20 protein-coding genes are annotated in these 22,214 nt (G+C 64.7%); 14 read left to right on the forward strand and 6 right to left on the reverse strand.

The window, feature by feature from the left end; translation table 11 throughout:
- The first annotated feature begins 10 nt into the window (after positions 1-10).
- From SA496_RS28110 to fdhA, 6 genes are all read left to right on the forward strand, one after another.
- Positions 11-1,261, forward strand: coding sequence for a sarcosine oxidase subunit beta (locus tag SA496_RS28110; protein WP_120653445.1), 1,251 nt, complete (start codon positions 11-13; stop codon positions 1,259-1,261).
- 11 nt (positions 1,262-1,272) lie between these two features.
- Entirely contained in the window at positions 1,273-1,599 is a 327-nt protein-coding gene (locus SA496_RS28115) for a sarcosine oxidase subunit delta (RefSeq protein ID WP_120653444.1), read from the forward strand.
- Positions 1,596-4,613: a sarcosine oxidase subunit alpha gene (locus SA496_RS28120; RefSeq protein WP_153920355.1), complete on the forward strand. Its 3,018-nt coding sequence runs from the start codon at positions 1,596-1,598 to the stop codon at positions 4,611-4,613. The genes SA496_RS28115 and SA496_RS28120 overlap by 4 nt, the downstream gene beginning before the upstream one ends.
- Positions 4,606-5,235, forward strand: coding sequence for a sarcosine oxidase subunit gamma (locus tag SA496_RS28125; RefSeq protein WP_120653442.1), 630 nt, complete (start codon positions 4,606-4,608; stop codon positions 5,233-5,235). Before SA496_RS28120 ends, SA496_RS28125 begins: the two co-directional genes overlap by 8 nt.
- 147 nt (positions 5,236-5,382) lie before the next feature.
- Positions 5,383-6,246, forward strand: a complete 864-nt coding sequence (purU, locus tag SA496_RS28130) for a formyltetrahydrofolate deformylase (RefSeq protein WP_120653441.1) — start codon at positions 5,383-5,385, stop codon at positions 6,244-6,246.
- Between the two features lie 213 nt (positions 6,247-6,459).
- Positions 6,460-7,659 carry a formaldehyde dehydrogenase, glutathione-independent gene (gene fdhA, locus SA496_RS28135; RefSeq protein WP_120653440.1) on the forward strand — a complete coding sequence of 400 codons (1,200 nt, stop codon included), beginning with the start codon at positions 6,460-6,462 and terminating at the stop codon, positions 7,657-7,659.
- 114 nt (positions 7,660-7,773) lie between these two features.
- Here the strand turns inward: fdhA and SA496_RS28140 are convergent, their stop codons facing one another.
- Positions 7,774-9,027 carry a flavohemoglobin expression-modulating QEGLA motif protein gene (locus SA496_RS28140; RefSeq protein WP_330114803.1) on the reverse strand — a complete coding sequence of 418 codons (1,254 nt, stop codon included), beginning with the start codon at positions 9,025-9,027 and terminating at the stop codon, positions 7,774-7,776.
- A gap of 191 nt (positions 9,028-9,218) precedes the next feature.
- Here SA496_RS28140 and SA496_RS28145 point away from each other — a divergent pair, with 191 nt between their 5' ends.
- Positions 9,219-9,851, forward strand: coding sequence for a DUF2780 domain-containing protein (locus SA496_RS28145; RefSeq protein WP_120653438.1), 633 nt, complete (start codon positions 9,219-9,221; stop codon positions 9,849-9,851).
- Positions 9,852-9,879: 28 nt separating this feature from the next.
- On the opposite strand, the gene SA496_RS28150 is transcribed toward SA496_RS28145, so the two are convergent.
- Positions 9,880-10,773 carry an acyltransferase gene (locus SA496_RS28150; RefSeq protein ID WP_120653437.1) on the reverse strand — a complete coding sequence of 298 codons (894 nt, stop codon included), beginning with the start codon at positions 10,771-10,773 and terminating at the stop codon, positions 9,880-9,882.
- 153 nt (positions 10,774-10,926) lie between these two features.
- Between SA496_RS28150 and SA496_RS28155 the strand changes: the two genes are divergently transcribed.
- From SA496_RS28155 to SA496_RS28185, 7 genes are all read left to right on the forward strand, one after another.
- Positions 10,927-12,165, forward strand: a complete 1,239-nt coding sequence (locus tag SA496_RS28155; protein WP_120653436.1) for an HD-GYP domain-containing protein — start codon at positions 10,927-10,929, stop codon at positions 12,163-12,165.
- Positions 12,166-12,228: 63 nt separating this feature from the next.
- Positions 12,229-12,741: a retropepsin-like aspartic peptidase RloA2 gene (rloA2, locus tag SA496_RS28160; RefSeq protein WP_120653435.1), complete on the forward strand. Its 513-nt coding sequence runs from the start codon at positions 12,229-12,231 to the stop codon at positions 12,739-12,741.
- A 59-nt stretch (positions 12,742-12,800) separates the two neighbouring features.
- A complete protein-coding gene (creB, locus tag SA496_RS28165; protein WP_330114804.1) occupies positions 12,801-13,487 on the forward strand; it encodes a two-component system response regulator CreB in 687 nt (228 codons plus the stop codon).
- A complete protein-coding gene (gene creC / locus SA496_RS28170) occupies positions 13,487-14,917 on the forward strand; it encodes a two-component system sensor histidine kinase CreC (RefSeq protein WP_330114805.1) in 1,431 nt (476 codons plus the stop codon). The genes creB and creC overlap by 1 nt, the downstream gene beginning before the upstream one ends.
- Positions 14,918-15,103: 186 nt before the next feature.
- Positions 15,104-15,538 (forward strand): CBS domain-containing protein, encoded by a 435-nt coding sequence (locus SA496_RS28175; RefSeq protein ID WP_120653432.1) that lies wholly within the window; start codon positions 15,104-15,106, stop codon positions 15,536-15,538.
- 290 nt (positions 15,539-15,828) lie between these two features.
- Positions 15,829-17,178 carry a cell envelope integrity protein CreD gene (gene creD / locus SA496_RS28180; protein ID WP_120653431.1) on the forward strand — a complete coding sequence of 450 codons (1,350 nt, stop codon included), beginning with the start codon at positions 15,829-15,831 and terminating at the stop codon, positions 17,176-17,178.
- A 12-nt stretch (positions 17,179-17,190) separates the two neighbouring features.
- Complete coding sequence (locus SA496_RS28185; protein ID WP_330114806.1) at positions 17,191-17,508, forward strand: hypothetical protein; 318 nt, start codon at positions 17,191-17,193, stop codon at positions 17,506-17,508.
- A gap of 98 nt (positions 17,509-17,606) precedes the next feature.
- On the opposite strand, the gene SA496_RS28190 is transcribed toward SA496_RS28185, so the two are convergent.
- The 4 genes from SA496_RS28190 to SA496_RS28205 all read right to left on the reverse strand — a co-directional run bounded on the left by SA496_RS28190 (position 17,607) and on the right by SA496_RS28205 (position 22,096).
- A complete protein-coding gene (locus SA496_RS28190) occupies positions 17,607-18,230 on the reverse strand; it encodes a glutathione S-transferase family protein (protein ID WP_120653429.1) in 624 nt (207 codons plus the stop codon).
- A 195-nt stretch (positions 18,231-18,425) separates the two neighbouring features.
- The gene (locus SA496_RS28195) at positions 18,426-19,376 is read right to left on the reverse strand and encodes a Vgb family protein (RefSeq protein ID WP_153920363.1); all 951 of its coding nucleotides are present in this window, start codon (positions 19,374-19,376) and stop codon (positions 18,426-18,428) included.
- Between the two features lie 84 nt (positions 19,377-19,460).
- On the reverse strand, positions 19,461-20,165 hold the full coding sequence (locus SA496_RS28200) for a 3'-5' exonuclease (protein ID WP_120653427.1): 705 nt from the start codon (positions 20,163-20,165) through the stop codon (positions 19,461-19,463).
- Positions 20,162-22,096 carry a putative nucleotidyltransferase substrate binding domain-containing protein gene (locus SA496_RS28205; protein WP_120653426.1) on the reverse strand — a complete coding sequence of 645 codons (1,935 nt, stop codon included), beginning with the start codon at positions 22,094-22,096 and terminating at the stop codon, positions 20,162-20,164. Before SA496_RS28205 ends, SA496_RS28200 begins: the two co-directional genes overlap by 4 nt.
- Positions 22,097-22,214: the final 118 nt, after the last annotated feature.

A 22,214-nucleotide genomic window follows, 5' to 3' on the forward strand; every position in this document is an offset into this window, starting at 1 on the left:
GAGTCCGAGCATGCAACGTTATTCCGGCTTCGGCCTGTTCAAGCACTCCCTGAGCCACCACGAGAACTGGCAACGCATGTGGCGCAATCCGACGCCGAAGCCGGTCTATGACGTGATCATCGTCGGTGGTGGCGGCCATGGCCTGGCCACTGCCTACTACCTCGCCAAGGAATTCGGCGTGAAGAACGTCGCGGTGGTGGAGAAGGGCTGGCTGGGCGGCGGCAACACCGCGCGCAACACCACCATCGTCCGCTCCAACTACCTGTGGGACGAGGCGGCACAGCTGTACGAGCACGCGATGAAGTTGTGGGAAGGCCTGTCCCAGGACCTGAACTACAACGTGATGTTCTCCCAGCGCGGTGTCTACAACCTCTGCCACACCCTGCAGGACATGCGTGACTCGGCGCGCCGGGTGAACGCAAACCGCCTGAACGGCGTCGACGGCGAACTGCTGGACGCCCGCCAGGTAGCCGAGGAGATTCCTTTCCTCGACTGCAGCAAGAACACCCGTTATCCGATCATGGGTTCCACCGTTCAGCGTCGTGGGGGCGTGGCCCGTCACGACGCCGTAGCCTGGGGCTACGCTCGCGCCGCCGACGCCCTGGGCGTCGACCTGCTGCAGAACACCGAGGTGCTCGGTTTCCGCAAGCAGGATGGTGCGGTGATCGGTGTCGAGACCAATCGCGGTTTCATTGGCGCCAAGCGCGTCGGCGTGGTCACCGCCGGTAACTCCGGCCACATGGCCAAGCAGGCCGGTTTCCGCCTGCCGCTGGAATCCCACCCGCTGCAGGCCCTGGTGTCCGAGCCGATCAAGCCGATCATCCACAGCGTGATCATGTCCAACGCCGTGCATGGCTACATCAGCCAGTCGGACAAGGGCGACCTGGTCATCGGTGCCGGTATCGACGGTTACAACGGCTACGGCCAACGTGGCTCCTACGGGACCATCGAACACACCCTGCAGGCCATCGTGGAGATGTTCCCGATCCTCTCCCGCGTGCGCATGAACCGTCAGTGGGGCGGCATCGTGGATACCACCCCGGACGCCTGCCCGATCATCTCCAAGACCCCGGTGAAGAACCTGTTCTTCAACTGCGGCTGGGGCACCGGCGGCTTCAAGGCCACTCCGGGTTCGGGCCACGTCTTCGCGGCGAGCCTGGCGCGTGGCGAGATGCACCCGCTGGCCAAGCCCTTCTCCATCGACCGTTTCCATACCGGCGCACTGATCGACGAGCACGGCGCCGCTGCCGTGGCTCACTAAGGAGAATCGCCATGCTGCACATTTTCTGCCCCTACTGTGGCGAGCTGCGCTCCGAAGAGGAATTCCATGCCAAGGGCCAGGCGCACATTCCGCGCCCCCTGGACGCCAACGCCTGCACCGACGAGGAGTGGGGCGACTACATCTTCTTCCGCGACAACCCGCGCGGCATCCACCACGAGCTGTGGGTGCACGCTGCCGGCTGCCGCAAATACTTCAACGCCACGCGCCACACCGTGAGCTACGAGATCCTCGAAACCTACAAGATCGGTGAGAAGCCCACTGTCACCGAGGCCAACGTCGGCGACAAGAAAGCCGCGACCGCAGGAGTAACGGCATGAGCCAGGTCAATCGCCTTCCCAAGGGTGGCCGCGTCGATCGCAGCCAGCCGCTGACCTTCACCTTCAACGGCCAGAACTATCAGGGCTTTGCCGGCGACACCCTGGCAGCCGCATTGCTGGCCAACGGCGTCGATATCATCGGCCGTAGCTTCAAGTACTCCCGTCCGCGCGGCATCGTCGCCGCCGGTGCGGAAGAGCCCAATGCCGTGCTGCAGATCGGCTCCACCGAAAGTTCCCAGGTGCCGAACGTACGTGCCACCCAGCAGGCCCTCTATGCAGGCCTGGTGGCGACCAGCACCAACGGCTGGCCGAATGTGAACAACGACGTCATGGGCATCCTCGGCAAGGTCGGCGGTGGCATGATGCCGCCCGGGTTCTACTACAAGACCTTCATGTATCCGCAGAACCTGTGGCTGACCTACGAGAAGTACATCCGCAAGGCCGCCGGCCTCGGTCGTGCGCCCCTGGAAGTCGACCCGGACATCTACGACCACCTGAACCAGTACTGCGACGTGCTGGTGGTCGGCGCCGGCCCTGCTGGTATCGCCGCTGCACTGGCCGCCGGCCGCAGCGGTGCCCGCGTGATCCTGGCTGACGAGCAGGAAGAGTTCGGCGGCAGCCTGCTGGACACCCGCGAGACCCTGGACGGCAAGCCCGCCTCGGAATGGGCGGCCAAGGCCATCGCTGAACTGGCGAAACTGCCGGAAGTGACCCTGCTGCCGCGCGCTACGGTGAACGGCTATCACGACCACAACTTCCTCACCATCCATCAGCGCCTGACTGACCACCTGGGCGAAGTCGCGCCCCATGGCCAGGCCCGTCACCGCGTTCATCGCGTCCGCGCCAAGCGTGTGGTGCTGGCCGCCGGTGCCCACGAGCGTCCGCTGGTGTATTCGAACAACGATGTCCCCGGCAACATGCTCGCCGGCGCCATCTCCACCTACGTGAATCGCTATGGTGTGGCCCCGGGCCGCCAACTGGTGCTGTCCACCAACAACGACTACGCCTACCGTGTCGTGCTGGACTGGCTCGACGCCGGCCAGAAAGTGGTGGCCGTGGCCGACGCCCGCAGCAACCCGCGCGGTGCCTGGGTCGAAGAGGCCCGCGCCCGTGGCGTACGTATCCTCACCGGCAGCGCCGTGGTCGAGGCGCGTGGCAGCAAGCGCGTCACAGGTGCCCGCATCTGCGCCATCGATCTGAAGAGCCACAAGGTCACCAGTCCGGGTGAAGTGGTGGAATGCGACCTGATTGCCAGCTCCGGCGGCTACAGCCCGGTGGTACACCTGGCGTCGCACCTGGGCGGCAAGCCGACCTGGCGTGAAGACATCCTCGCCTTCGTGCCCGGCGAGGGCTTCCAGAAGCGCATCTGCGCCGGTGCCGTGAATGGCGTGTTCGGTCTGGGCGATGCTCTGGCCGACGGTTTCGAGGCCGGTGCCAAGGCTGCTGGCGAAGCCGGCTTCAAACTGGTCGAAGGCACTCTGCCCAAGACCGAGAAACGTAAGGAAGAAGCGTCCGTGGGCCTGTTCCAGGTGCCCCACGACAAGTCCACTTCCCGCGCGCCGAAGCAGTTCGTCGACCTGCAGAACGACGTCACCTCCGCCGGTATCGAACTGGCCACCCGTGAAGGTTTCGAGTCGGTCGAACACGTCAAGCGCTACACCGCGCTGGGCTTCGGTACCGACCAGGGCAAGCTGGGCAACATCAACGGTCTGGCCATTGCCGCCCGTTCGATGGGCATCAGCATCGCCGAGATGGGCACCACCATGTTCCGCCCGAACTACACCCCGGTGACCTTCGGCGCGGTAGCCGGTCGTCACTGCGGTCACCTGTTCGAGCCCAAGCGCTACACCGCGATGCAGCGCTGGCATCTGGAGCAGGGTGCGGAGTTCGAAGACGTCGGCCAGTGGAAGCGTCCGTGGTACTTCCCCAAGCGCGGCGAAGACATGCACGCCGCAGTGGCCCGCGAATGCAAGGCCGTGCGTGACAGCGTGGGCATCCTCGACGCTTCCACCCTGGGCAAGATCGATATCCAGGGCCCGGATGCGCGTGAGTTCCTCAACCGCGTGTACACCAACGCCTGGACCAAGCTGGACGTGGGCAAGGCCCGCTACGGCCTGATGTGCAAGGAAGATGGCATGGTCTTCGACGACGGCGTGACCGCCTGCGTCGGCGAGAACCACTTCATCATGACCACCACCACCGGCGGTGCCGCTCGGGTGATGGAATGGCTGGAAATCTACCACCAGACCGAATGGCCGGAACTGAAGGTGTACTTCACCTCGGTCACCGACCACTGGGCCACCATGACCCTGTCCGGCCCCAACAGCCGCAAGCTGCTGGCCGAAGTTACCGACATCGACCTGGACAAGGATGCTTTCCCCTTCATGACCTGGAAGGAAGGCCTGGTGGGTGGCGTACCGGCACGAGTGTTCCGCATCTCGTTCACCGGTGAGCTGTCCTACGAAGTCAACGTGCAGGCCGACTATGCCCTGGGCGTTTGGGAAAAAATCGTCGAGGCGGGCAAGAAGTACAACCTGACCCCCTACGGCACCGAAACCATGCACGTACTGCGGGCCGAGAAGGGCTTCATCATCGTCGGCCAGGACACCGACGGTTCGGTGACCCCGGACGACCTGAACATGGGCTGGTGCGTCGGTCGCAACAAGGCCTTCTCCTGGATCGGCTGGCGTGGCATGAACCGCGAGGACTGCCTGCGCGAAGACCGCAAGCAACTGGTGGGCCTCAAACCCATCGATCCGAACAAGGTGCTGCCGGAAGGCGCCCAGCTGGTGTTCGATCCGAAGCAGTCCATCCCCATGAAGATGGTCGGCCACGTCACCTCCAGCTACATGAGCGCGACCCTGGGTTATTCCTTCGCCATGGCCGTGGTCAAGGGTGGCCTCAAGCGCATGGGCGAGCGCGTGTTCGCGCCGCTGGCCGATGGCAGCGTGATCGAAGCCGAAATCTGCAGCTCCGTGTTCTATGACCCGAAAGGGGACCGCCAGAATGTCTAACGTGAACGTCTACAAACAGCGTCCTGATGCCGCCCATGCCGAATCGCCGCTGTACCACGCCGGCCTCGACGAGCTGGCGCGCAAAGGCAAGAGCAGCGCAGGGGTTACCCTGCGCGAGAAGAAGCTCCTCGGCCACCTGGTGATCCGTGGTGACGCCAAGGACCCGGCTTTCGCTGGTGGCGTGCACAGCGCCCTGGGCCTGGAGCTGCCGGTGGCCCTGACCCTGGTAGCCAGTGGCGAGACTTCGCTGCAGTGGCTGGGGCCGGACGAGTGGCTGCTGATCGTGCCGAGCGGCCAGGAGTTCGAGGTCGAACAGCGTCTGCGCAAGGCGCTGGACGGCCAGCACATCTCCGTGGTCAACGTCAGCGGCGGCCAGACCATTCTCGAGCTCTCCGGGCCCAAAGCCCGCGAGGTCCTGATGAAGTCGACCCCCTACGACGTGCACCCGAGCAACTTCCCGGTGGGCAAGGCCGTTGGCAGCACCTTTGCCAAGGCCTCGCTGGTGATTCGCCATACCGGCGAAGACACCTGGGAACTGCTGATCCGCCGCAGCTTCTCCGACTACTTCTGGCTCTGGCTGCAGGATGCCAGCGCGGAATACGGACTGGCGGTGAAGGCCTGACCGATACGGGTTCCTCGTAGGTTGGTGCAGAGCGCAGCGAAGCCCAACGACTCGGGGCCCGGATGGACTTCAGGGAGCGCTGCGCGCTCCTTGTTGGGCTTCGCAAGCTCAGCACCAACCTACGTTGTTGCGCCGTTGGAGATCGAGATGAGCCGCACACCCGATACCTGGATTCTCACCGCCCACTGCCCGAGCGTGCTCGGTACCGTGGATGCAGTGACGCGCTTTCTCTTCGAGCAGCGCTGCTACGTCACCGAACACCATTCCTTCGATGACCGGCTGTCTTCGCGCTTCTTCATCCGTGTCGAGTTCCGCCAGCCGGACGACTTCGACGAGCAGTCCTTCCGCGCCGGCCTCGCCGAGCGCCTGGCGCCCTTCGATATGCAGGTGGAACTGACGCCGCCCGGTTATCGCGCGAAGGTGGTGCTGATGGTGTCCAAGGCCGACCACTGCCTGAACGACCTGCTCTATCGCCAGCGTATCGGCCAGTTGGCCATGGATGTGGTCGCAGTGGTGTCCAACCACCCGGACCTGGAGCCGCTCGCCCGCTGGCACGGGATTCCCTATCACCACTTCCCCCTCGACCCGAACGACAAGCCGTCGCAAGAGCGCAAGGTGTTGCAGGTGATCGAAGACACGGGTGCCGAACTGGTGGTGCTCGCCCGCTACATGCAGGTGCTGTCACCCGAGTTGTGCAAAAGGCTCGATGGCTGGGCAATCAACATCCACCACTCGCTGCTGCCCGGCTTCAAGGGCGCCAAGCCCTACCACCAGGCCTACCAGAAGGGCGTCAAGCTGGTGGGGGCCACGGCGCATTACATCAATAACGACCTGGATGAAGGTCCGATCATCGCCCAGGGCGTCGAAGCGGTGGATCACGCGCACTACCCCGAAGACCTGATCGCCAAGGGCCGCGACATCGAGTGCCTGACCCTGGCCAAAGCCGTCGGCTACCACATCGAACGCCGGGTGTTCCTCAACGCCAACCGCACGGTGGTGCTCAACGCTTGAGGCTTTTCCCCTCTCCCTTCCGGGAGAGGGTCGGGGGAGAGGGTGCGCCTTCTTCCGTCAGATTCAATGGTGCGCACGGCGCACCCTGCTTTCACGGAGTCCGCCTCTGCCAGGTTTCACCGGTGGGCTCCGGCAACAGACGCAAGCTCCAGTGCAAGGCCGCGTGGCCGTCGGTCGCGCCTTTGTATTCACAACAACAACGGAGAATTACGCATGTCTGGTAATCGTGGTGTCGTTTATCTCGGTTCGGGCAAGGTCGAAGTCCAGAAGATCGACTACCCCAAAATGCAGGACCCTCGCGGCAAGAAGATCGAGCACGGGGTCATCCTGAAAGTCGTCTCCACCAACATCTGCGGCTCGGACCAGCACATGGTGCGCGGTCGTACCACCGCCCAGGTAGGCCTCGTGCTTGGCCACGAGATCACCGGTGAGGTGATCGAGAAGGGCCGTGACGTAGAGAACCTGCAGATCGGCGACCTGGTTTCCGTACCCTTCAACGTGGCCTGCGGCCGCTGCCGTTCCTGCAAGGAAATGCACACCGGCGTTTGCCTGACCGTCAATCCGGCCCGCGCTGGCGGCGCCTACGGCTATGTCGACATGGGCGACTGGACCGGTGGCCAGGCCGAGTACGTGCTGGTGCCCTACGCCGACTTCAACCTGCTCAAGCTGCCGGATCGCGACAAGGCCATGGAGAAGATCCGTGACCTGACCTGCCTTTCCGACATCCTGCCCACCGGCTACCACGGCGCCGTAACTGCCGGCGTTGGCCCGGGCAGCACCGTGTACGTGGCCGGTGCCGGCCCGGTCGGCCTGGCCGCTGCCGCCTCCGCTCGCCTGCTGGGCGCCGCCGTGGTTATCGTCGGCGACCTCAACCCCGCCCGACTGGCCCACGCCAAGGCGCAGGGCTTCGAGATCGCCGACCTGTCGCTGGACACCCCGCTGCACGAGCAGATCGCTGCGCTGCTGGGAGAGCCGGAAGTGGATTGCGCGGTGGATGCGGTGGGCTTCGAAGCTCGCGGCCACGGCCACGAAGGTGCCAAGCACGAAGCCCCGGCCACTGTGCTGAACTCGCTCATGCAAGTCACCCGCGTGGCCGGCAAGATCGGTATCCCCGGCCTTTACGTCACCGAAGATCCGGGTGCCGTGGACGCCGCGGCGAAGATCGGCAGCCTGAGTATTCGCTTCGGCCTCGGCTGGGCGAAATCCCACAGCTTCCACACTGGCCAGACCCCGGTGATGAAGTACAACCGCGCACTCATGCAAGCGATCATGTGGGACCGCATCAATATCGCCGAAGTGGTGGGCGTGCAGGTCATCAGCCTGGACGACGCACCGCGTGGCTATGGCGAGTTCGATGCCGGCGTGCCGAAGAAGTTCGTCATCGACCCGCACAAGACCTTCAGCGCGGCCTGATCGACTGCAATACCCCCGACGCCGTGATGTGACAGCCGCGGCGTCTGTCCCTCAAGGGGCCCTTCGGGGCCCCTTTTTTTGTATCCGGCGAAAAGTAGTAAACCTGCAAGGGCATCATTCTTCTTCCAGTTCGACAAAGCGCTCGAGACTCACCATATCCAGCTTGATCCGCCCGACGAAGGCGGAGAACGCCAGGGTAGCGGCCAGGCGACGCAGGTCGGCGGCCCAGGGCGGAACGTAGCGTGGCTGCTCCAGCCAGCCGGATTCGAACAGCGGCGACAGGCGCACCACGTCGCCTGCGCTCATCCGCCCGGCGAACAGCTGGCGCAGCAATTCCGGGCGGTTGTCGCGCACCGCCACGCGCAACAGGGTGTGCACGCCAAGCATGCCGATCACGTAGCACGCGTCCTTCGTGAAAGCACTGCCACCGCGGACATCGGCGCCTCGGAACACGCGCTGGGTTGAGCGGAACGACTCTTCTTCGGTCTGCCCTGCGTCCAGGAAGCCCTTGAACACCTCAATGAAGTCGGCACCGTCGAGTGCCTGCTGTACCGCCACCACTCGCAGGGCGATACGGCGCAGCCGCTGGATGTCGATGCTGCCGGTGATCAGCTCGGCGAGCATGGCGATGCCTTCCTGGGTCAGCGTCGTACGCGGTGCGCCAAGGGCCAGGCTGGTCAGTCGCTTCTGCGCCCGACCGTTCAGTGCGGTACCGGCATGGACGAATGCCTCGTGCTGCAGCAGCTGGGCCTTGTCCAGCTCGGAAAAACGCGCGGAAGCCCGCAGGCGGATGCGGGTGGCGCCGGCGATGGCTTTTGAGGCGAGGTCCGGGTCCACCACGACGCGAACCTTGTCGGGGCCGAAGAAAGCGTCCACTTCGGTGCGCATCCAGGTGGCGAAGTCCTCGGCGGGGATGCAAGCGTCGGTCGCGGGGATGCAGCGACTGTCCAGAAGGGCGTCGGTGGTGTCGAGGAAGAAGCGCGCCGCGTCCAGGGGCGTCATTTTCTGCCGTTCGTAGTAGTGATCGGGACGCTGGTAGAGACGCGCGGAGTAGTCGCTGAAGGCTGGCGTGCCGATGGCGCCCAGCATGTGTCCGGCGCAGGCGTAACTGCGTGCGGTGGCGGCGAGGAAGGCGCCGGCCGGGTGGCCCTTGTCGCATTGGCCGGCAAGGGTTTCCAGGGCTTCGATCTCGGCGCTGTGATCCCGGGGGTTCAGTGCCACTTCGGGGAGTCTCGGGCGCCCGGCGCGCCAGTCGTCGAGAAAGCGTTCTTCGATGCCATCGGGCCAGGCAATGGCTTCCAGTACGCGAATCTTGCGTGCCAGGCCGGGGAGGGCGGCATCGAGTTCGGCGATGCGGTTTTCGCTCATGGCGGCAGACCGGGGAGGGTGTTCTTCAAGGCTAGTTCACGGCTGCCGTGTGCAGGGATGTCCGGGGGCGACGCCAGGCAACCGACAGAATGTCGGGAACGCAGACCCCGGTGCCGCAGTCATAAGGCCGAGTCTCCGCTCACAGTCCGGTACGTAGTGTTCCGGCGCGGACTTTTCCTTGAGGTCGACCTATGCACATTTCCCGAAGCCTGACACTGGCGACCATGCTGACCCTGGCGGCCAGCCCGGTATTCGCCGTTACCCTGGGCGATGTCGTCGCCGCCGCTGCCGCGAGCGGGCATCAGGAGACGGCACCGGGTGTTGCGCCAGCGGAGTCGGCGGCGTTGCTGGAGCAGTTGGGTGGCCAGTTGCAGGTCAGCCCGGAGCAGGCTCTGGGTGGACTGACCGCGTTGTTCGGCCTGGCGCGCAACAATCTGCCGGCCGACCAGTTTGCCCAGCTCGACCAGGCGGTGCCGGGTGTAGGTGTGCTCACTGATCCTAATACCCAGGGGTTGCTCAGCAGCATCGGCGGCTTGCTCGGCCAGCAGTCGGGCAACGTCCTGGGCAGTCAGCCCGGCGTGCTCGCCGGTCAGCAGATGCACAGCATGACTGACGTGAGCCAGGCGTTCGGTTCGCTGGGGATGGATAGCGGCCTGATCGGCCGGTTCGCTCCGCTGATCCTGTCCTTCCTCGGCCAGCAGGGCCTGGCCGAATCGCTGCTGCAGAACCTTGGCAGCCTCTGGCAATGGACCGTACCGCAGGTGCCGTCCAGCCCGGCCAATCCGGCTGGCCAGGCCGTTCCGGTGAATGGCCTGTCGACCTGAAGCAACTCGCGGGCGGGCGTTTCGGCGCCTAGCCCCGCACCTGCGCACGCAGCTGGCCGATGCGCGCGTCCTTTTCCTGCCATAGCAGGCTCACCCAGTTCTGCACGTACTGGCGGAATTCCCCATCGTTCTCGTAATCGCCCTGCCACAGGGCGGGGTCCAGCGGACGGGTCTGGATATCCACGATGACCTGTGGCACCCGGCCGGACAGCAACGCCCAGAAACCCGGCACGCCGTTACCGGGGTAAATCAGGGTGACGTCGAGAATGGCATCCAGTTGCTCGCCCAGCGCGGCCAGGACGAAGGCGACGCCGCCGGCCTTGGGTTTGAGCAGGTACTGGTAGGGCGAACCCTGGTTGGCGTGTTTCACGGGAGTGAATCGGGTGCCTTCGAGGTAGTTCACCACTGTTACCGGCATGCGCTTGAACTTCTCGCAGGCGGCTTTGGTGATTTCCAGGTCCTTGCCCTTCATCTCCGGGTGTTTGTCCAGGAAGGCCTTGCTGTAGCGCTTCATGAAGGGGTAGTCGAGGGCCCAGAAGGCCAGCCCGAGGAAGGGCACCCAGATCAGCTCCTTCTTCAGGAAGAACTTGAAGTAGGGCGCCTTGCGGTTGAAGGCCTGGACCAGCGCGGGAATGTCCACCCAGGACTGGTGGTTGCTGATGACCAGGTAGGACGTGTCGTTGCGCAGCCCCTCGCCGCCACGGATATCCCAGTGGGTCGGGGTGAACACGGCGAACACACGCTTGCAGTTCTCTGCCCAGGCTTCGGCGATCCACATCACGCCGCGTGAGCAGGCGTCGCGCAGTGCCTGGCCGGGCAGGACCAGCTTGAGCAGGGCGACGGCCAGCATCGGGCCGATCAGGATCAGGGTGTTGAGCAACAGCAGCAGGGTGGTGGCGATTCCGGTCAGCAACGGCCGCATGGGTCCTCGACTCCTCGTCCTCTGGTGTGCGCGCCATCATAACCAGTCGCTGCCGATGCGACGAGCGGTCAGCCCTGGCTACAGGTGCCTGTGTCCGGCTGGCCGAGCTGGATTATGCTGTCGCCCTGATATCGCCTGCCATGCGAACCCGACGTGCTGAAACGAATAGCCGTGGCCGATTTGCGAATCGGCATGTACATCCAGGAGTTGTGCGGCTCATGGATGGACCATCCCTTCTGGAAGACCAGTTTCCTCCTGGCCAGCGGCAAGGACCTGCAACGCATTGTCGACAGCACTGTGGGCGAAGTCTGGATCGACACTGCCAGGGGATTGGATGTCGACGCAGGGGAAAGCGCCGAAGAGGTCGAAGCGCAGGCCGAAGGCCAGTTGCAGTCGGCGGAGGCGCAGGCTCCAGTCCACACCGCCGAGCCGGTCAGCCTGGAAGAGGAAGTAGGCCGTGCCTTGCGCCTGTGCGCCCGCTCCAAGCAGGCGGTGGTGGCAATGTTCAACGACGCCAGACTGGGCCACGCCGTGGAAGTGGAGCAGGCCGCCGTCCTTGTGGAGCAGATCACCGAGTCGGTGATCCGCCACCCCAATGCGCTGATCAGCCTGGCGCGACTGAAGACCAGCGACGAATACACCTACATGCACTCGGTGGCCGTTTGCGCGCTGATGGTGGCGCTGGCGCGTCAGTTGGGGATGGCTGACGACCAGGTGCGCGAAGCGGGCCTGGCCGGCCTGCTGCACGACATAGGCAAGATGGCGGTGCCGTTGGAGCTGCTGAACAAGCCGGACAAACTCACGGATGGCGAATTCATCGAGGTGCGCAAGCATCCCACGGCCGGCGCGCGCATCCTGCTCGATAGCCGTCAGGTCAGTGCCGCGGTACTGGACGTCTGCCTGCATCACCACGAGAAGTTCGACGGGACCGGCTATCCGCATCGCCTCGCTGGCGAGAAGATCAGCCTGCTGGCGCGCATGGCGGCGATCTGCGATGTGTACGACGCCATCACCTCCGATCGCCCCTACAAGCAGGGCTGGAGCCCCGCCGAAGCGCTGCGCAAGATGGCCGAGTGGACCAAGGGCCACTTCGATCCCCATGTGTTCCAGGCCTTCGTCAAATCCGTTGGAATCTACCCCACCGGCTCGCTGGTGCGGCTGGAAAGCGGCCGCCTCGGCGTGGTGCTGGAGCAGCATCCGCAGTCGCTGTTGACCCCTCGGGTGAAGGTGTTCTTCTCGGCCCGATCCAAGGTGCCCATTCCCCAGGAAGTGGTCGACCTGTCCAGGGGCGATCGCATCGAAAGCCGCGAGTCGCCAGAGGACTGGGGTTTCAAGAAACTCGATGAGCTCTGGAGCGGAGTGACAAACGGACGCGGCTCTCTATTCGATTGAATCCGAACCATTGGCCCTCCGGCCAGTCCCAGAACCGTACCCCCTCAACCAGGAGAGACTGCGTTGAAACCCCTGATTGCCCTGCTTGCACTGGTGGCCCTGCCTGCTGTCGCCGCCGAGGAACCCACCCTTTACGGCCGCTACGAGTACGTGCGCCTGCCGGAGATCGGCCAGACCATGAAGGCGAAGATGGATACCGGTGCCCTTACCGCGTCTCTTTCAGCCAAGGACATCGAACGCTTCAAGCGCGATGGCGAAGAATGGGTGCGCTTCCGCCTCGCCACCAAGGGTGCCGATGACACGGTGTTCGAGCATCGCCTGTCACGCATGAGCAAGATCAAGAACCGCGCCGACGAACTGGGCGAGGAGGACGAAGCGCCCTCGGCGGAGATTTCCAAGCGTCCGGTGGTGGACATGGAGATGTGCCTGGGCGGCGTGAAGCGTACGGTGGAGGTCAACCTCACCGACCGTTCCAGCTTCAACTACCCGCTGCTGATCGGCGCCAAGGCCCTGCGCGAGTTCAAGGCCGCCGTCTACGCCGGACGCAAGTTCACCGCCGGCAAGCCGCAGTGCTGATTGACGGGGAGAGTGCCCTGCGGCACTTTCCCCTGTCACCTCCATGAGCCGGGACGCCCATGCCGCACATCCTCATCGTCGAAGATGAATCGTCCATCGCCGACACACTGGTCTATGCCCTTGAGGCCGACGGTAATGCCACGACCTGGCTCAACCTCGGCGGGCCGGCGCTGGAACTGCTGCGCCAGCAAGCGGTGGACCTGGTCATCCTCGACGTGGGCCTGCCGGATACCAGCGGCTTCGAACTGTGCAAGGCGTTGCGGCGTTTCTCCGAGGTGCCGGTGCTGTTTCTCACCGCGCGCAACGCCGAAATTGACCGGGTGGTTGGCCTGGAGATCGGCGCTGACGATTACGTGGTGAAGCCTTTCAGTCCTCGCGAAGTCGCGGCCCGCGTGCGTGCGATCCTCAAGCGCACGGCCCCTCGCGACACGACAGCGGCGCCCAGCGCCGGCGGGCCATTCCAGGTGGACGGAGAGCGGGTGCGCATCCACTACCACGGCCAGCTGCTCGGACTGACCCGTCATGAATTCCGTCTGCTCCAGGCCCTGCTGGCGCAACCCGAAAGGGTCTTCAGCCGCGAACAGTTGCTGGATGCCCTGGGCGTGGCCGCCGACGCCGGCTACGAACGCAACATCGACAGCCACATCAAGAGCCTGCGCGCCAAGCTGCGCCAGGTAGCGCCAACCGCCGAGCCCATCCAGACCCATCGCGGCCTGGGCTACAGCTACTCGCCGGATCACGCCTGATGCCTTTGGGCATTCGTATCTTCCTGGCCTACTTCCTCTTCGTCGGGCTGGCCGGCTGGTTCGTGCTCAGTACGGTGATGGACGAAATCCGCCCGGGCGTGCGGCAGACCACCGAGGAAACCCTGGTGGACACCGCCAACCTGCTGGCAGAAATCCTGCGTGACGAGGTGCGCGCCGGCACCCTCGACCAGGGCCGCCTGCCCGAGCTGCTGCGCGCATACGGCCAGCGTCAGCCAGGGGCGGACATCTGGGGCGTTCGCAAGACGCAGGTGAACCACCGTATCTACGTCACTGACAATCAAGGCGTGGTGCTACTGGACTCCAGTGGCGTAGCGGTGGGCCAGGACTATTCGCGCTGGAACGATGTCTACCTGACCCTGCGCGGCCAATATGGCGCGCGCTCCAGCCGGGAAGACCCGAACGACCCGGATTCGTCGGTCATGTACGTAGCCGCGCCGATCCGCGATGGCGAGCGGATCATCGGCGTCGTGTCGGTCGCCAAGCCCAACGCTTCGCTGCAGCCGTACATCGAGCGCTCGCAGAGACGCCTGGCCTGGCTCGGTGCCGGATTGATCGGCCTCGGCCTGTTGGTGGGCGGGTTGCTCTCCTGGTGGCTGAGCCGCTCGCTGTGGCGCCTGCGCAACTACGCCCAGGCGGTGAGTGAAGGGCAGCGCGCGGAACTGCCGGCCATGAGCGGCGGGGAGCTGCGCCAACTGGCGACCGCGGTGGAGCGCATGCGTACCCAGTTGGAAGGCAAGGCCTATGTCGAGCGCTACGTGCATACCTTGACCCATGAGCTGAAGAGCCCGTTGGCGGCCATTCGCGGCGCCGCCGAACTATTGGAAGGCGAGATGCCGGCCGAACAGCGGCAGCGCTTCGTGGCCAACATCGGCAACGAGGGGGCGCGCCTGCAACAACTGGTCGAACGGCTGCTCAACCTGGCCCAGGTAGAGCAGCGCCAGGGGCTGGAGGAGCAGGTGCCGGTGCCGCTTCGCGAACTGGCTGATGAGTTGCTGCAAGCCCAGGCGGCGCGGATCGAAACAGCGGGCTTGCAGGTTGAGAACCGGATCGCACCAGGATTGTGCGCGATCGGCGAGCGATTCCTACTTAGCCAGGCCTTGGCGAACCTGCTGGACAACGCCCTGGACTTTACCCCCTCCGGTGGCCTGCTGCGGCTGGAAGCCGCGCAGCAGGGCGATTGGCTCGAGCTGCGCGTGTTCAACCAGGGAGAACCCATCCCCGAGTTCGCGCTGCCGCGCCTCACCGAGCGCTTCTATTCGCTGCCGCGCCCTGCAACGGGGCGCAAGAGCACCGGCCTCGGCCTCAATTTCGTGCAGGAAGTGGCCGGGCTCCATGGCGGAGAACTGCGTGTACTGAATGTCGAGGGTGGCGTCGAAGCCTGCCTGCGACTACCTGCCGTCGTGGATTGATATGCGGCCGCCGCCCGGTGACGTCGGCCGTATCCACCATCGACTATAAATTGACCAGGACAACGCCCTGACTTTCGGCGGGTGTCGCCACCCTGTAACCAGGTTTTGGCTTGATTCTTGATTCGGTCGTTTTGCAAAGCGTCGACCTTTGACTACAAGAACCTCAGGCCCTTCAGGAGCTGCTGGATGAAAACCGTCGCCGAGATTCTCAGAGCCAAATCCCATACCCAACTCTTCAGCGTCGACCCAACGACCACCGTACTGGAAGCCGCCCTGCTGATGGCCGAGAAGGACATTGGCGCGCTGGTAGTGATTCAGGGCGGTGAACTGGTGGGCATCGTCACCGAGCGCGACTTCGTCCGCCGTGTGGCCGCGCTGGAACGTTCGGCCTATGCCACCACCATCGAAGAAGTGATGACCTCCAATCTCTTCGTGGTGACCCCGCGTGACAGCAACCAGTACTGCATGCAGCTGATGACCGAAAAGAACCTGCGTCACCTGCCTGTACTGCACGACGGCAAGCTGGTGGGCCTGCTCTCCATCCGCGACCTGGTTCGCGACATCACCGCCGAACAGGAAAGCCTGATCCAGCATCTGGAGCAGTACATTCGCGGGGCATAACCCAACCGCAGGTTGGCCTCACTTGTAGGGTGCGCTGTGCGCACCTCTGCTTATGGGGCGGACTTCCGTTGCGCACGGCGTACCCTGCGATCGGGCCTGGTGAGCAAATCGGACGCAGGTTATGAAAAGGGTCAGCTGCGCTGCCCTTGGCCAATGAGTTCGCCCCCACAGAAGAAGCACACCGCAACAAGCTTCTGCCTCCCAATCCCCACACACTCTCCACACATTCCCCATAAGCCCACCTCAGGCGCTCAGCAGACTCTCCCCATCCCGACACAAGGAGAGTCGCCATGACCCGAACCCTCGGATTCAAGCTGGGCACCATCGCCCTGTTGATGCTGTTGTTGATGATCCCGCTGATGCTGATCGACGGTCTGATCGGAGAACGCCAGGCTGCGCGTGATGGCGTACTGGCGAACATCGCCCAGAGTTCCAGCTACAGCCAGCGGATCACCGGGCCGATCCTCGTGGTGCCCTACAAGCGCACGGTGCGCGAGTGGAAGACCTACGAGCAGACCGGCCAGCGCCATCTGGAGGAACGCGAGGTGAGCAGCCGGCTGTACTTCCTCCCGGAGCGCTTCAACCTGGCCGGAAGCGTCGACACCGAGCTGCGTGCGCGGGGCATCTACAAGGCGCGGCTGTACAAGAGTGACAGCCAGATCAGCGGGCAGATTCTGGTTCCGGCCAACTATGGCATCGGCGACGACCTCGGGGACTACCGCTTCGAACAGCCGTTCCTGGCAGTGGGTATCAGTGATATCCGCGGCATCGGCAATGCCCTGAAGCTGCGTTTGAACGGCCAGTCCCTGGACTTCCAGCCCGGCAGCGGCGATCGCCTGCTGAACGGGGGCGTCCATGTGCCGTTGGCGTCGCTGCAGGCGGGCGTCGTGCAGAGCCTCGACTTTGCCTTCGACCTCAAGCTGCAGGGCACGTCCAGCCTGAGCGTCACGCCGGTGGGCCGCGATTCGCGAGTGGAATTGAGCTCGTCCTGGCCGCACCCGAGCTTCATCGGCGAGTTCCTGCCGAGCGAGCGCAACATCGATGCCAACGGCTTCAGCGCTACCTGGCAGACCAGCTTCTTCGCCACGAACCTGCAGGAAGCGCTGGCGCAGTGCACCGATGGTGAGCAGTGCGATGCCTTCTACTCGCGGGACTTCGGCGTGAGTTTCGTTGACCCGGTGGATCAGTACCTGAAGACCGACCGCGCCATCAAATACGCCTTGTTGTTCGTCGCCCTGACCTTCGCCGGCTTCTTCCTGATGGAAGTGCTCAAGCGTCTGGCGGTGCACCCGGTGCAGTACGGGCTGGTGGGGCTGGCCCTGGCATTCTTCTACCTGTTGCTGCTGTCGTTGTCCGAGCACCTGGAGTTCGTCATTGCCTATGCCATCTCGGCGTCAGCCTGTGTGGCGCTGGTGGGGTTTTATGTCAGCCACGTGCTGCACAGTTGGCAGCGCGGTGGTGGTTTCACCCTGGGGTTGGCGGCGCTCTACGGAATGCTCTACGGCCTGCTCAGTGCAGAGGACTATGCGCTGCTGATGGGCTCCCTGCTGGTGTTCGGTCTGCTCGCCTGCGTGATGGTGCTGACCCGCAAGCTCGACTGGTACGGCGTTGGCAGGGCCCAGCCAGCCAACGGCAACTGAGGAGGAGCGACCATGCGTGCACTGGTGCAACTCGGCGGTTGTTTCCTGCTCGGCCTGGTGATTTCGGTGCTGCTGCTCGGCAGTCTGATGTTCGCCGGCGCCTTCGGTTTCATCGATCTCTGGCTGTTCACGGGAAAACCACTGGCGGGGCTGGCCCTGGGGCTGCTTCCGGGTGGTTTCTGGCAGGGCCTGACCGGCGTGGTGGACGCCGCGAACAACCCGGCCCTGCGGTCCTTCCTGGAACTTTGCGCGGCCTTGGGCCAGGGTGCGCTGGTGCTGGCGGCAGGCTTCTTCCGCCTCTGGTACCGGCGATCGGGGGGTGTGGAATGAGGTTGCTGGGGCTACGGGAGGATCAGGAGTGCGCGGCGAAGCTGGCAGCGGAGCTGGACAGGTTGTTCAGCGCCTGTCTGCCCCGCGCACAGCGAAACTCAGTGGGCAGGCGCCGTGGCCAGCAGCGAAGGGCGCTGGCTGACGGTTGAATACCAGGCGGCCAGTTTCGGGCAGTCGCGGCGCCAGTTGAGATCGGGCATGCGGAAGTCCAGGTAGCCCAGGGCGCAGGCGGCGCTGATGGCAGCCACGTCGAAGCGCTCGTCCAGTTCGTCGGCGGCCTTCTCGAAGGTTTCCAGGGCGCGATCGATCTTGCCGCACTGGCCCAGCACCCAGTCGTCCCAGCGCCTGTCTTCCGGGCGCAGGAAGGTTTCGTAACGCACGAGGATGGCGGCATCCAGCACCGCGTCGGCAAGAGAGGCCAGGGTCAGGCGCCGCCAGCGCTCTCCACCGTCACGGGGGATCAGGGGTTGACCGCTGTGCTGGTGGTCGAAGTAGTCGAGGATCACGCGGCTGTCATGCAGCACGCTGCCGTCGGGCAATTGCAGGGCGGGAATCTTGCCGGCGGGGTTGTGCTCGTTCACCTCGACGCTGGGGTTCACCGGTGTGAGGGTCACGCCGTGCAGTTTGACCCTATCCAGCTGATCGGTTTCGTGGAGCAGCACCATGACCTTGCGGACATAGGGGGACGTAGGGGAGAAGAACAGGGTCAGGCTGGCGCTCATGCGGATTCCTCGGCGTCTGCAGCGGTGCAATGGCGCAGTTATACCGCATTGGAATGCTGTCGGGCATGTGGGACCCCTGTCGCAGGAGCGGCATCACGTTTGTTGGCGCGATTCGATCGCGAAGCGACCCGAAGGGCCGCCTTGCGCTGGCTAGTGGATCACCGTGCCGCCTCCTCGAAAATTTCCTCCCACAGTTCAGTATCGGATCATCACCAGGCGATCCTGGGCGGACTCGGCTCCCCAGACTTCGCCGGTGCGCCCGGACAGGTGGGTCACGCGGGCTGCGGGTCGGTCGCTGGGAAAACTGGCGAAGTGACGACTGAACGGGTTGAAGCGAAGGATGGCGTTGGCACGATAGTCGCTCAGCCAGACCCGTTCCTGCTCATCGACGTAGAGTGCGTGGGCATCGGCGTTGCGGCCGGGTATGTCCCAGCTACTCCAGGTTTCTCCCAACGGATCGAAGCGGCTCAGGCGCCCGCTGCCGGCCTCGCCGACCCAGAGGGTGCCGCGCGAGTCGCTCCAGATCAGGCGAGGTCCGGCACTTTCGTCTGGTACATCCACCAGCGTGGCGCTACCGGAGTCGGGGTCGATCCGGCCGATGTGCCGGGCGGCTTCATTGGCGTACCAGACCTCGCCATTGGGTGTCACGGTGATGCCATTGGGGCCGGGGCCACCCGGTGCCGGCCAGGTTTCCATGCTGTTGTTGGCCGGCTTGAAACGACCGTAGAAGCCCCGTTGTCCGGTGAACCAGAGGTCACCGTTGCGATCCATCGCCAGGCCTTCGAGGCCGATGCCGGTCGTGTTGCCCTTTAGCGGGAAGGTGCGCACGGAGAGGTCTACGGGGTCGACCCGGACCAGTGCGTCCAGGCCGGGGTCGGTGATCCAGGCGGCGCCGTCGTGGTCCACCACCAGGGCGCGGGGAGAGGCACCTACGCCCAGGGTAATCAACTGGGTTTCTCCGGTCAGGGGGTCGAGCAGTCCGACTGAGCTCACGCGCTGGGCAGTGAACCAGACACGTCCATCAGTGGCTGGCGCTACGTCACGCGGGCTGGTTCCAGCCGGCACCGGGAAGTAGGTGACATCCGCCGCCGTGACCGTCCCGCAGAGCAGGGCGGCGGACAGGGCGAGGGCGAGTGGACGGATCATGGGAAGACCTCCGCTTCCTGGGTGGTCTTCAATCGACGCCCAAGGGGCGGAGCGGGTTCGAAGAAATCTACCGGATGGTACGTCTCAGAGTGCGGGGACGTGCTGCCGGCGTTGCCAGCGAGCGAGGGCGGAGGCCAGGGCTGCCGGGGTTTCAAGGCCTTGGCGGCGAGCGCGGCTGAAGAGGATCAGGGCGATCTCGGCGGTCACCAGGGCATCGGCGCTGGCGTTGTGGCGTTGCTGCACTTGCAGGCCGAAGTACTCCACCCACTGGTCCAGGCCGCCGTTGCGGATTCCCGACTCGGGGCAGAGCATGGGCGCCAGTTCGGCAATGTCGAGAAAGCAGTGGCGCAGCCGGTGGTCGAGGTCCTGCTTGAGGGCGCGGCTCAACATGCGCTGATCGAAGGTGGCGTGGAACGCCAGCAGTGGACTGTCACCGAGGAACTCCATGAATCCCAGCAGAGCCTCGGCTGGCTCCACACCGGCTGCCAGTTCGCTCGGCGCGATGCCATGGATCAGCACGCTGGCGTTCAGCTTGCCGGTTTCGCGTTGCAGGGTGCACTCGAACTGATTGCCCAGGTCGATGGCGCCGTCGTCGATGCTCACCGCACCTATGGACAGCACCAGATCCCGGCTCATGTTCAGGCCGCTGGTTTCCAGGTCGAGGACCACGAAGCGCTGCTGGCGCAGGGGACGTGCGTCCAGTGCCTGCGGGTCAGGCAGGCGGTCGCGACGGGCTGCCATGTCCGGGGCCAGTGGCGTGCGGCGGGAGAACCAGGGGAAACCATTCATAGCTGATAGCGTAGCGCCAGGCTGGACTGCAGGCGCTGGGCCTGCCGGAACGACTCGCGCAGGATGCGCCGATCCAGGTGATTGAGGGTATCCGGGTCGAGCCGGTTGGAGTACGGCAACCCTTGCCGCGCCTGGTGCTGGTGCTGCTGCATGCGGGTCTGTTGGATGAAGTGGTAGGCCTCTTCATAGGCAGCACCATCCTGGGCATCCACCACCTCACGCTCCACCAGCTGACGCAGGCGCTCCAGGGTGCCGCAGGCGCTGATGCCGTGGGCCAGCGCCAGCAGCCGGGCTCCGTCGACGAAGGGAGTCAGTCCCTGCACCTTGAGGTCGAGGGTGTCTTTTTCGGCGCCCTTGCGAGCGACCACGAAATCTCGGAATCGACCCACTGGCGGGCGCTGGCGCAGGGCGTTGTCGGCCAGCATGCGCTGGAACAGGCTGTTGTCGGCCACCAGTACCAGCAGTTCCCGCTGCAATGCCGCGCAACCCTCGGTGGGGCCCCACACCGCGCGCAGGTCGAAGTAGATGGAGGAGCCCAGCAGGTTTTCCGGCGTTGCGTCGCGGACGAAGCTGGCGAAGCGCCGACTCCATTCGCTGCGGGACAGGCAGAGCTGGGGGTTGCCGGCCATGATCCCGCCCTTGCAGAGCTCGAATCCGCATTGTGCGAGGGATTGGTTGATGCGCTCGGCAAGCGGCAACAGGCGGCCGCGAATGGCGGCGGCCTCCACCGCATCGGCAGCTTCGAAGAGGATTCCGTTGTCCTGGTCGGTATGCAGGGTCTGTTCGCAGCGGCCTTCGCTGCCGAAACAGAGCCAGGTGAAGGGGATGCCCGGGTCGCCCATTTCTTCGAGGGCCAGCTCGATGACGCGGCACACGGTGTGGTCGTTGAGCAGGGTGATGATGCGGGTGATCTGCGTCGAACTGGCGCCGTGGGCGAGCATGCTGTCCACCAGGCGCTGGATTTCTCCCCGCAGGGCAGCCAGGGTCTCGACCCGGCCTGCGTGGCGGATAGTGCGCGCCAGGTGCACCAGGTCGACCCGTTGCAGGGAGAACAGGTCCCGCTCGGAAACCACACCCAGCAGGCGCTCGTCGCTGACCACGCAGACATGGGCAATATGCCGCTCGGTCATGGCGAGGGCTGCGTCGAAGGCACTGGCTTCAGGTGGCAGGTGGAAGGGTGCCTGGGTCATGACTTCGGCGATGGGTTGGGCCAGGTCGGCGCTGGCGTCGGCGATCACCCGGCGCAGGTCGCGCAATGTGAAGATGCCCAGCGGTCGCTGTCTGGCGTCGATGATCACGATGCTGCCCACCTGCTGCTCGTGCATCAGTCGTACCGCGTCGCGCAGCGGCAGTTCTGGCAGGCAGGCGATGGGGTGACGCACCGCCAGCTCACCCAGGCGGGAATCCAGAGAGTACTGGGCACCAAGGGTTTCCGCTGCACGCAGCTGGACCTGCTGGTTGACCTGATCGAGCAGGCTGCTGACACCGCGCAGTGCGAAGTCGCGGAAGGGGTTGGAAAGGGCGAACAGCTTTATGAAGGCGGCCTTGCCCAGCAGCAGGCAGAAGGTGTCTTCGCCGGCCAGGTGCTCCGTTCGGGTGGCGCGCTCGCCGAGCAGGGCTGCCAGTGGGAAGCATTCGCCGCTGGCGATCTCGAAAGTGGTCTCGGTACCGCGTCGCGCCGAATGCGGGCGTTCGCCCACAACACGCCCTTGCTTGACGATATAGAAGTGCTCCACCGGCCCATCCTGGGGCTTGAGGATGGATTCACCCGCCGCATAGAAACGCAGCAGGCAATGCTCGACGAGAAAGGCGAGGTGGGCGCTTTCCATCTGATTGAAGGGCGGGTACTTCTGCAGGAACTCCATGGTGCCATGGACGTTCTGCAGCACCGCTTGTTTGCCGGCCTGGGCGAAGGCGTCTGCCTTGGTCATCTTGTTGCCCGTCGTTCTTGTTAGGAGAGTCATGCTGCGCGTGGCGGCAGGGGACACAAATTGGACGTAAGTCTAAGGGTGTGCAGGCAGATCGTCGGAAATCCCGATAGGCCGCTAC

Origin of the sequence: Pseudomonas sp. JS3066 (assembly GCF_036328175.1) — a bacterium.
Taxonomy (GTDB): Bacteria; Pseudomonadota; Gammaproteobacteria; order Pseudomonadales; family Pseudomonadaceae; genus Metapseudomonas.

Coding starts and splice junctions, on each gene's coding strand:
- SA496_RS28110 (WP_120653445.1), top strand. CDS start 11: ATGCAACGTTATTCCGGCTTCGGCCTGTTCAAGCACTCCCTGAGCCAC.
- SA496_RS28115 (WP_120653444.1), top strand. CDS start 1,273: ATGCTGCACATTTTCTGCCCCTACTGTGGCGAGCTGCGCTCCGAAGAG.
- SA496_RS28120 (WP_153920355.1), top strand. CDS start 1,596: ATGAGCCAGGTCAATCGCCTTCCCAAGGGTGGCCGCGTCGATCGCAGC.
- SA496_RS28125 (WP_120653442.1), top strand. CDS start 4,606: ATGTCTAACGTGAACGTCTACAAACAGCGTCCTGATGCCGCCCATGCC.
- purU (WP_120653441.1), top strand. CDS start 5,383: ATGAGCCGCACACCCGATACCTGGATTCTCACCGCCCACTGCCCGAGC.
- fdhA (WP_120653440.1), top strand. CDS start 6,460: ATGTCTGGTAATCGTGGTGTCGTTTATCTCGGTTCGGGCAAGGTCGAA.
- SA496_RS28140 (WP_330114803.1), bottom strand. CDS start 9,027: ATGAGCGAAAACCGCATCGCCGAACTCGATGCCGCCCTCCCCGGCCTG.
- SA496_RS28145 (WP_120653438.1), top strand. CDS start 9,219: ATGCACATTTCCCGAAGCCTGACACTGGCGACCATGCTGACCCTGGCG.
- SA496_RS28150 (WP_120653437.1), bottom strand. CDS start 10,773: ATGCGGCCGTTGCTGACCGGAATCGCCACCACCCTGCTGCTGTTGCTC.
- creB (WP_330114804.1), top strand. CDS start 12,801: ATGCCGCACATCCTCATCGTCGAAGATGAATCGTCCATCGCCGACACA.
- creC (WP_330114805.1), top strand. CDS start 13,487: ATGCCTTTGGGCATTCGTATCTTCCTGGCCTACTTCCTCTTCGTCGGG.
- SA496_RS28175 (WP_120653432.1), top strand. CDS start 15,104: ATGAAAACCGTCGCCGAGATTCTCAGAGCCAAATCCCATACCCAACTC.
- creD (WP_120653431.1), top strand. CDS start 15,829: ATGACCCGAACCCTCGGATTCAAGCTGGGCACCATCGCCCTGTTGATG.
- SA496_RS28185 (WP_330114806.1), top strand. CDS start 17,191: ATGCGTGCACTGGTGCAACTCGGCGGTTGTTTCCTGCTCGGCCTGGTG.
- SA496_RS28190 (WP_120653429.1), bottom strand. CDS start 18,230: ATGAGCGCCAGCCTGACCCTGTTCTTCTCCCCTACGTCCCCCTATGTC.
- SA496_RS28195 (WP_153920363.1), bottom strand. CDS start 19,376: ATGATCCGTCCACTCGCCCTCGCCCTGTCCGCCGCCCTGCTCTGCGGG.
- SA496_RS28200 (WP_120653427.1), bottom strand. CDS start 20,165: ATGAATGGTTTCCCCTGGTTCTCCCGCCGCACGCCACTGGCCCCGGAC.
- SA496_RS28205 (WP_120653426.1), bottom strand. CDS start 22,096: ATGACCAAGGCAGACGCCTTCGCCCAGGCCGGCAAACAAGCGGTGCTG.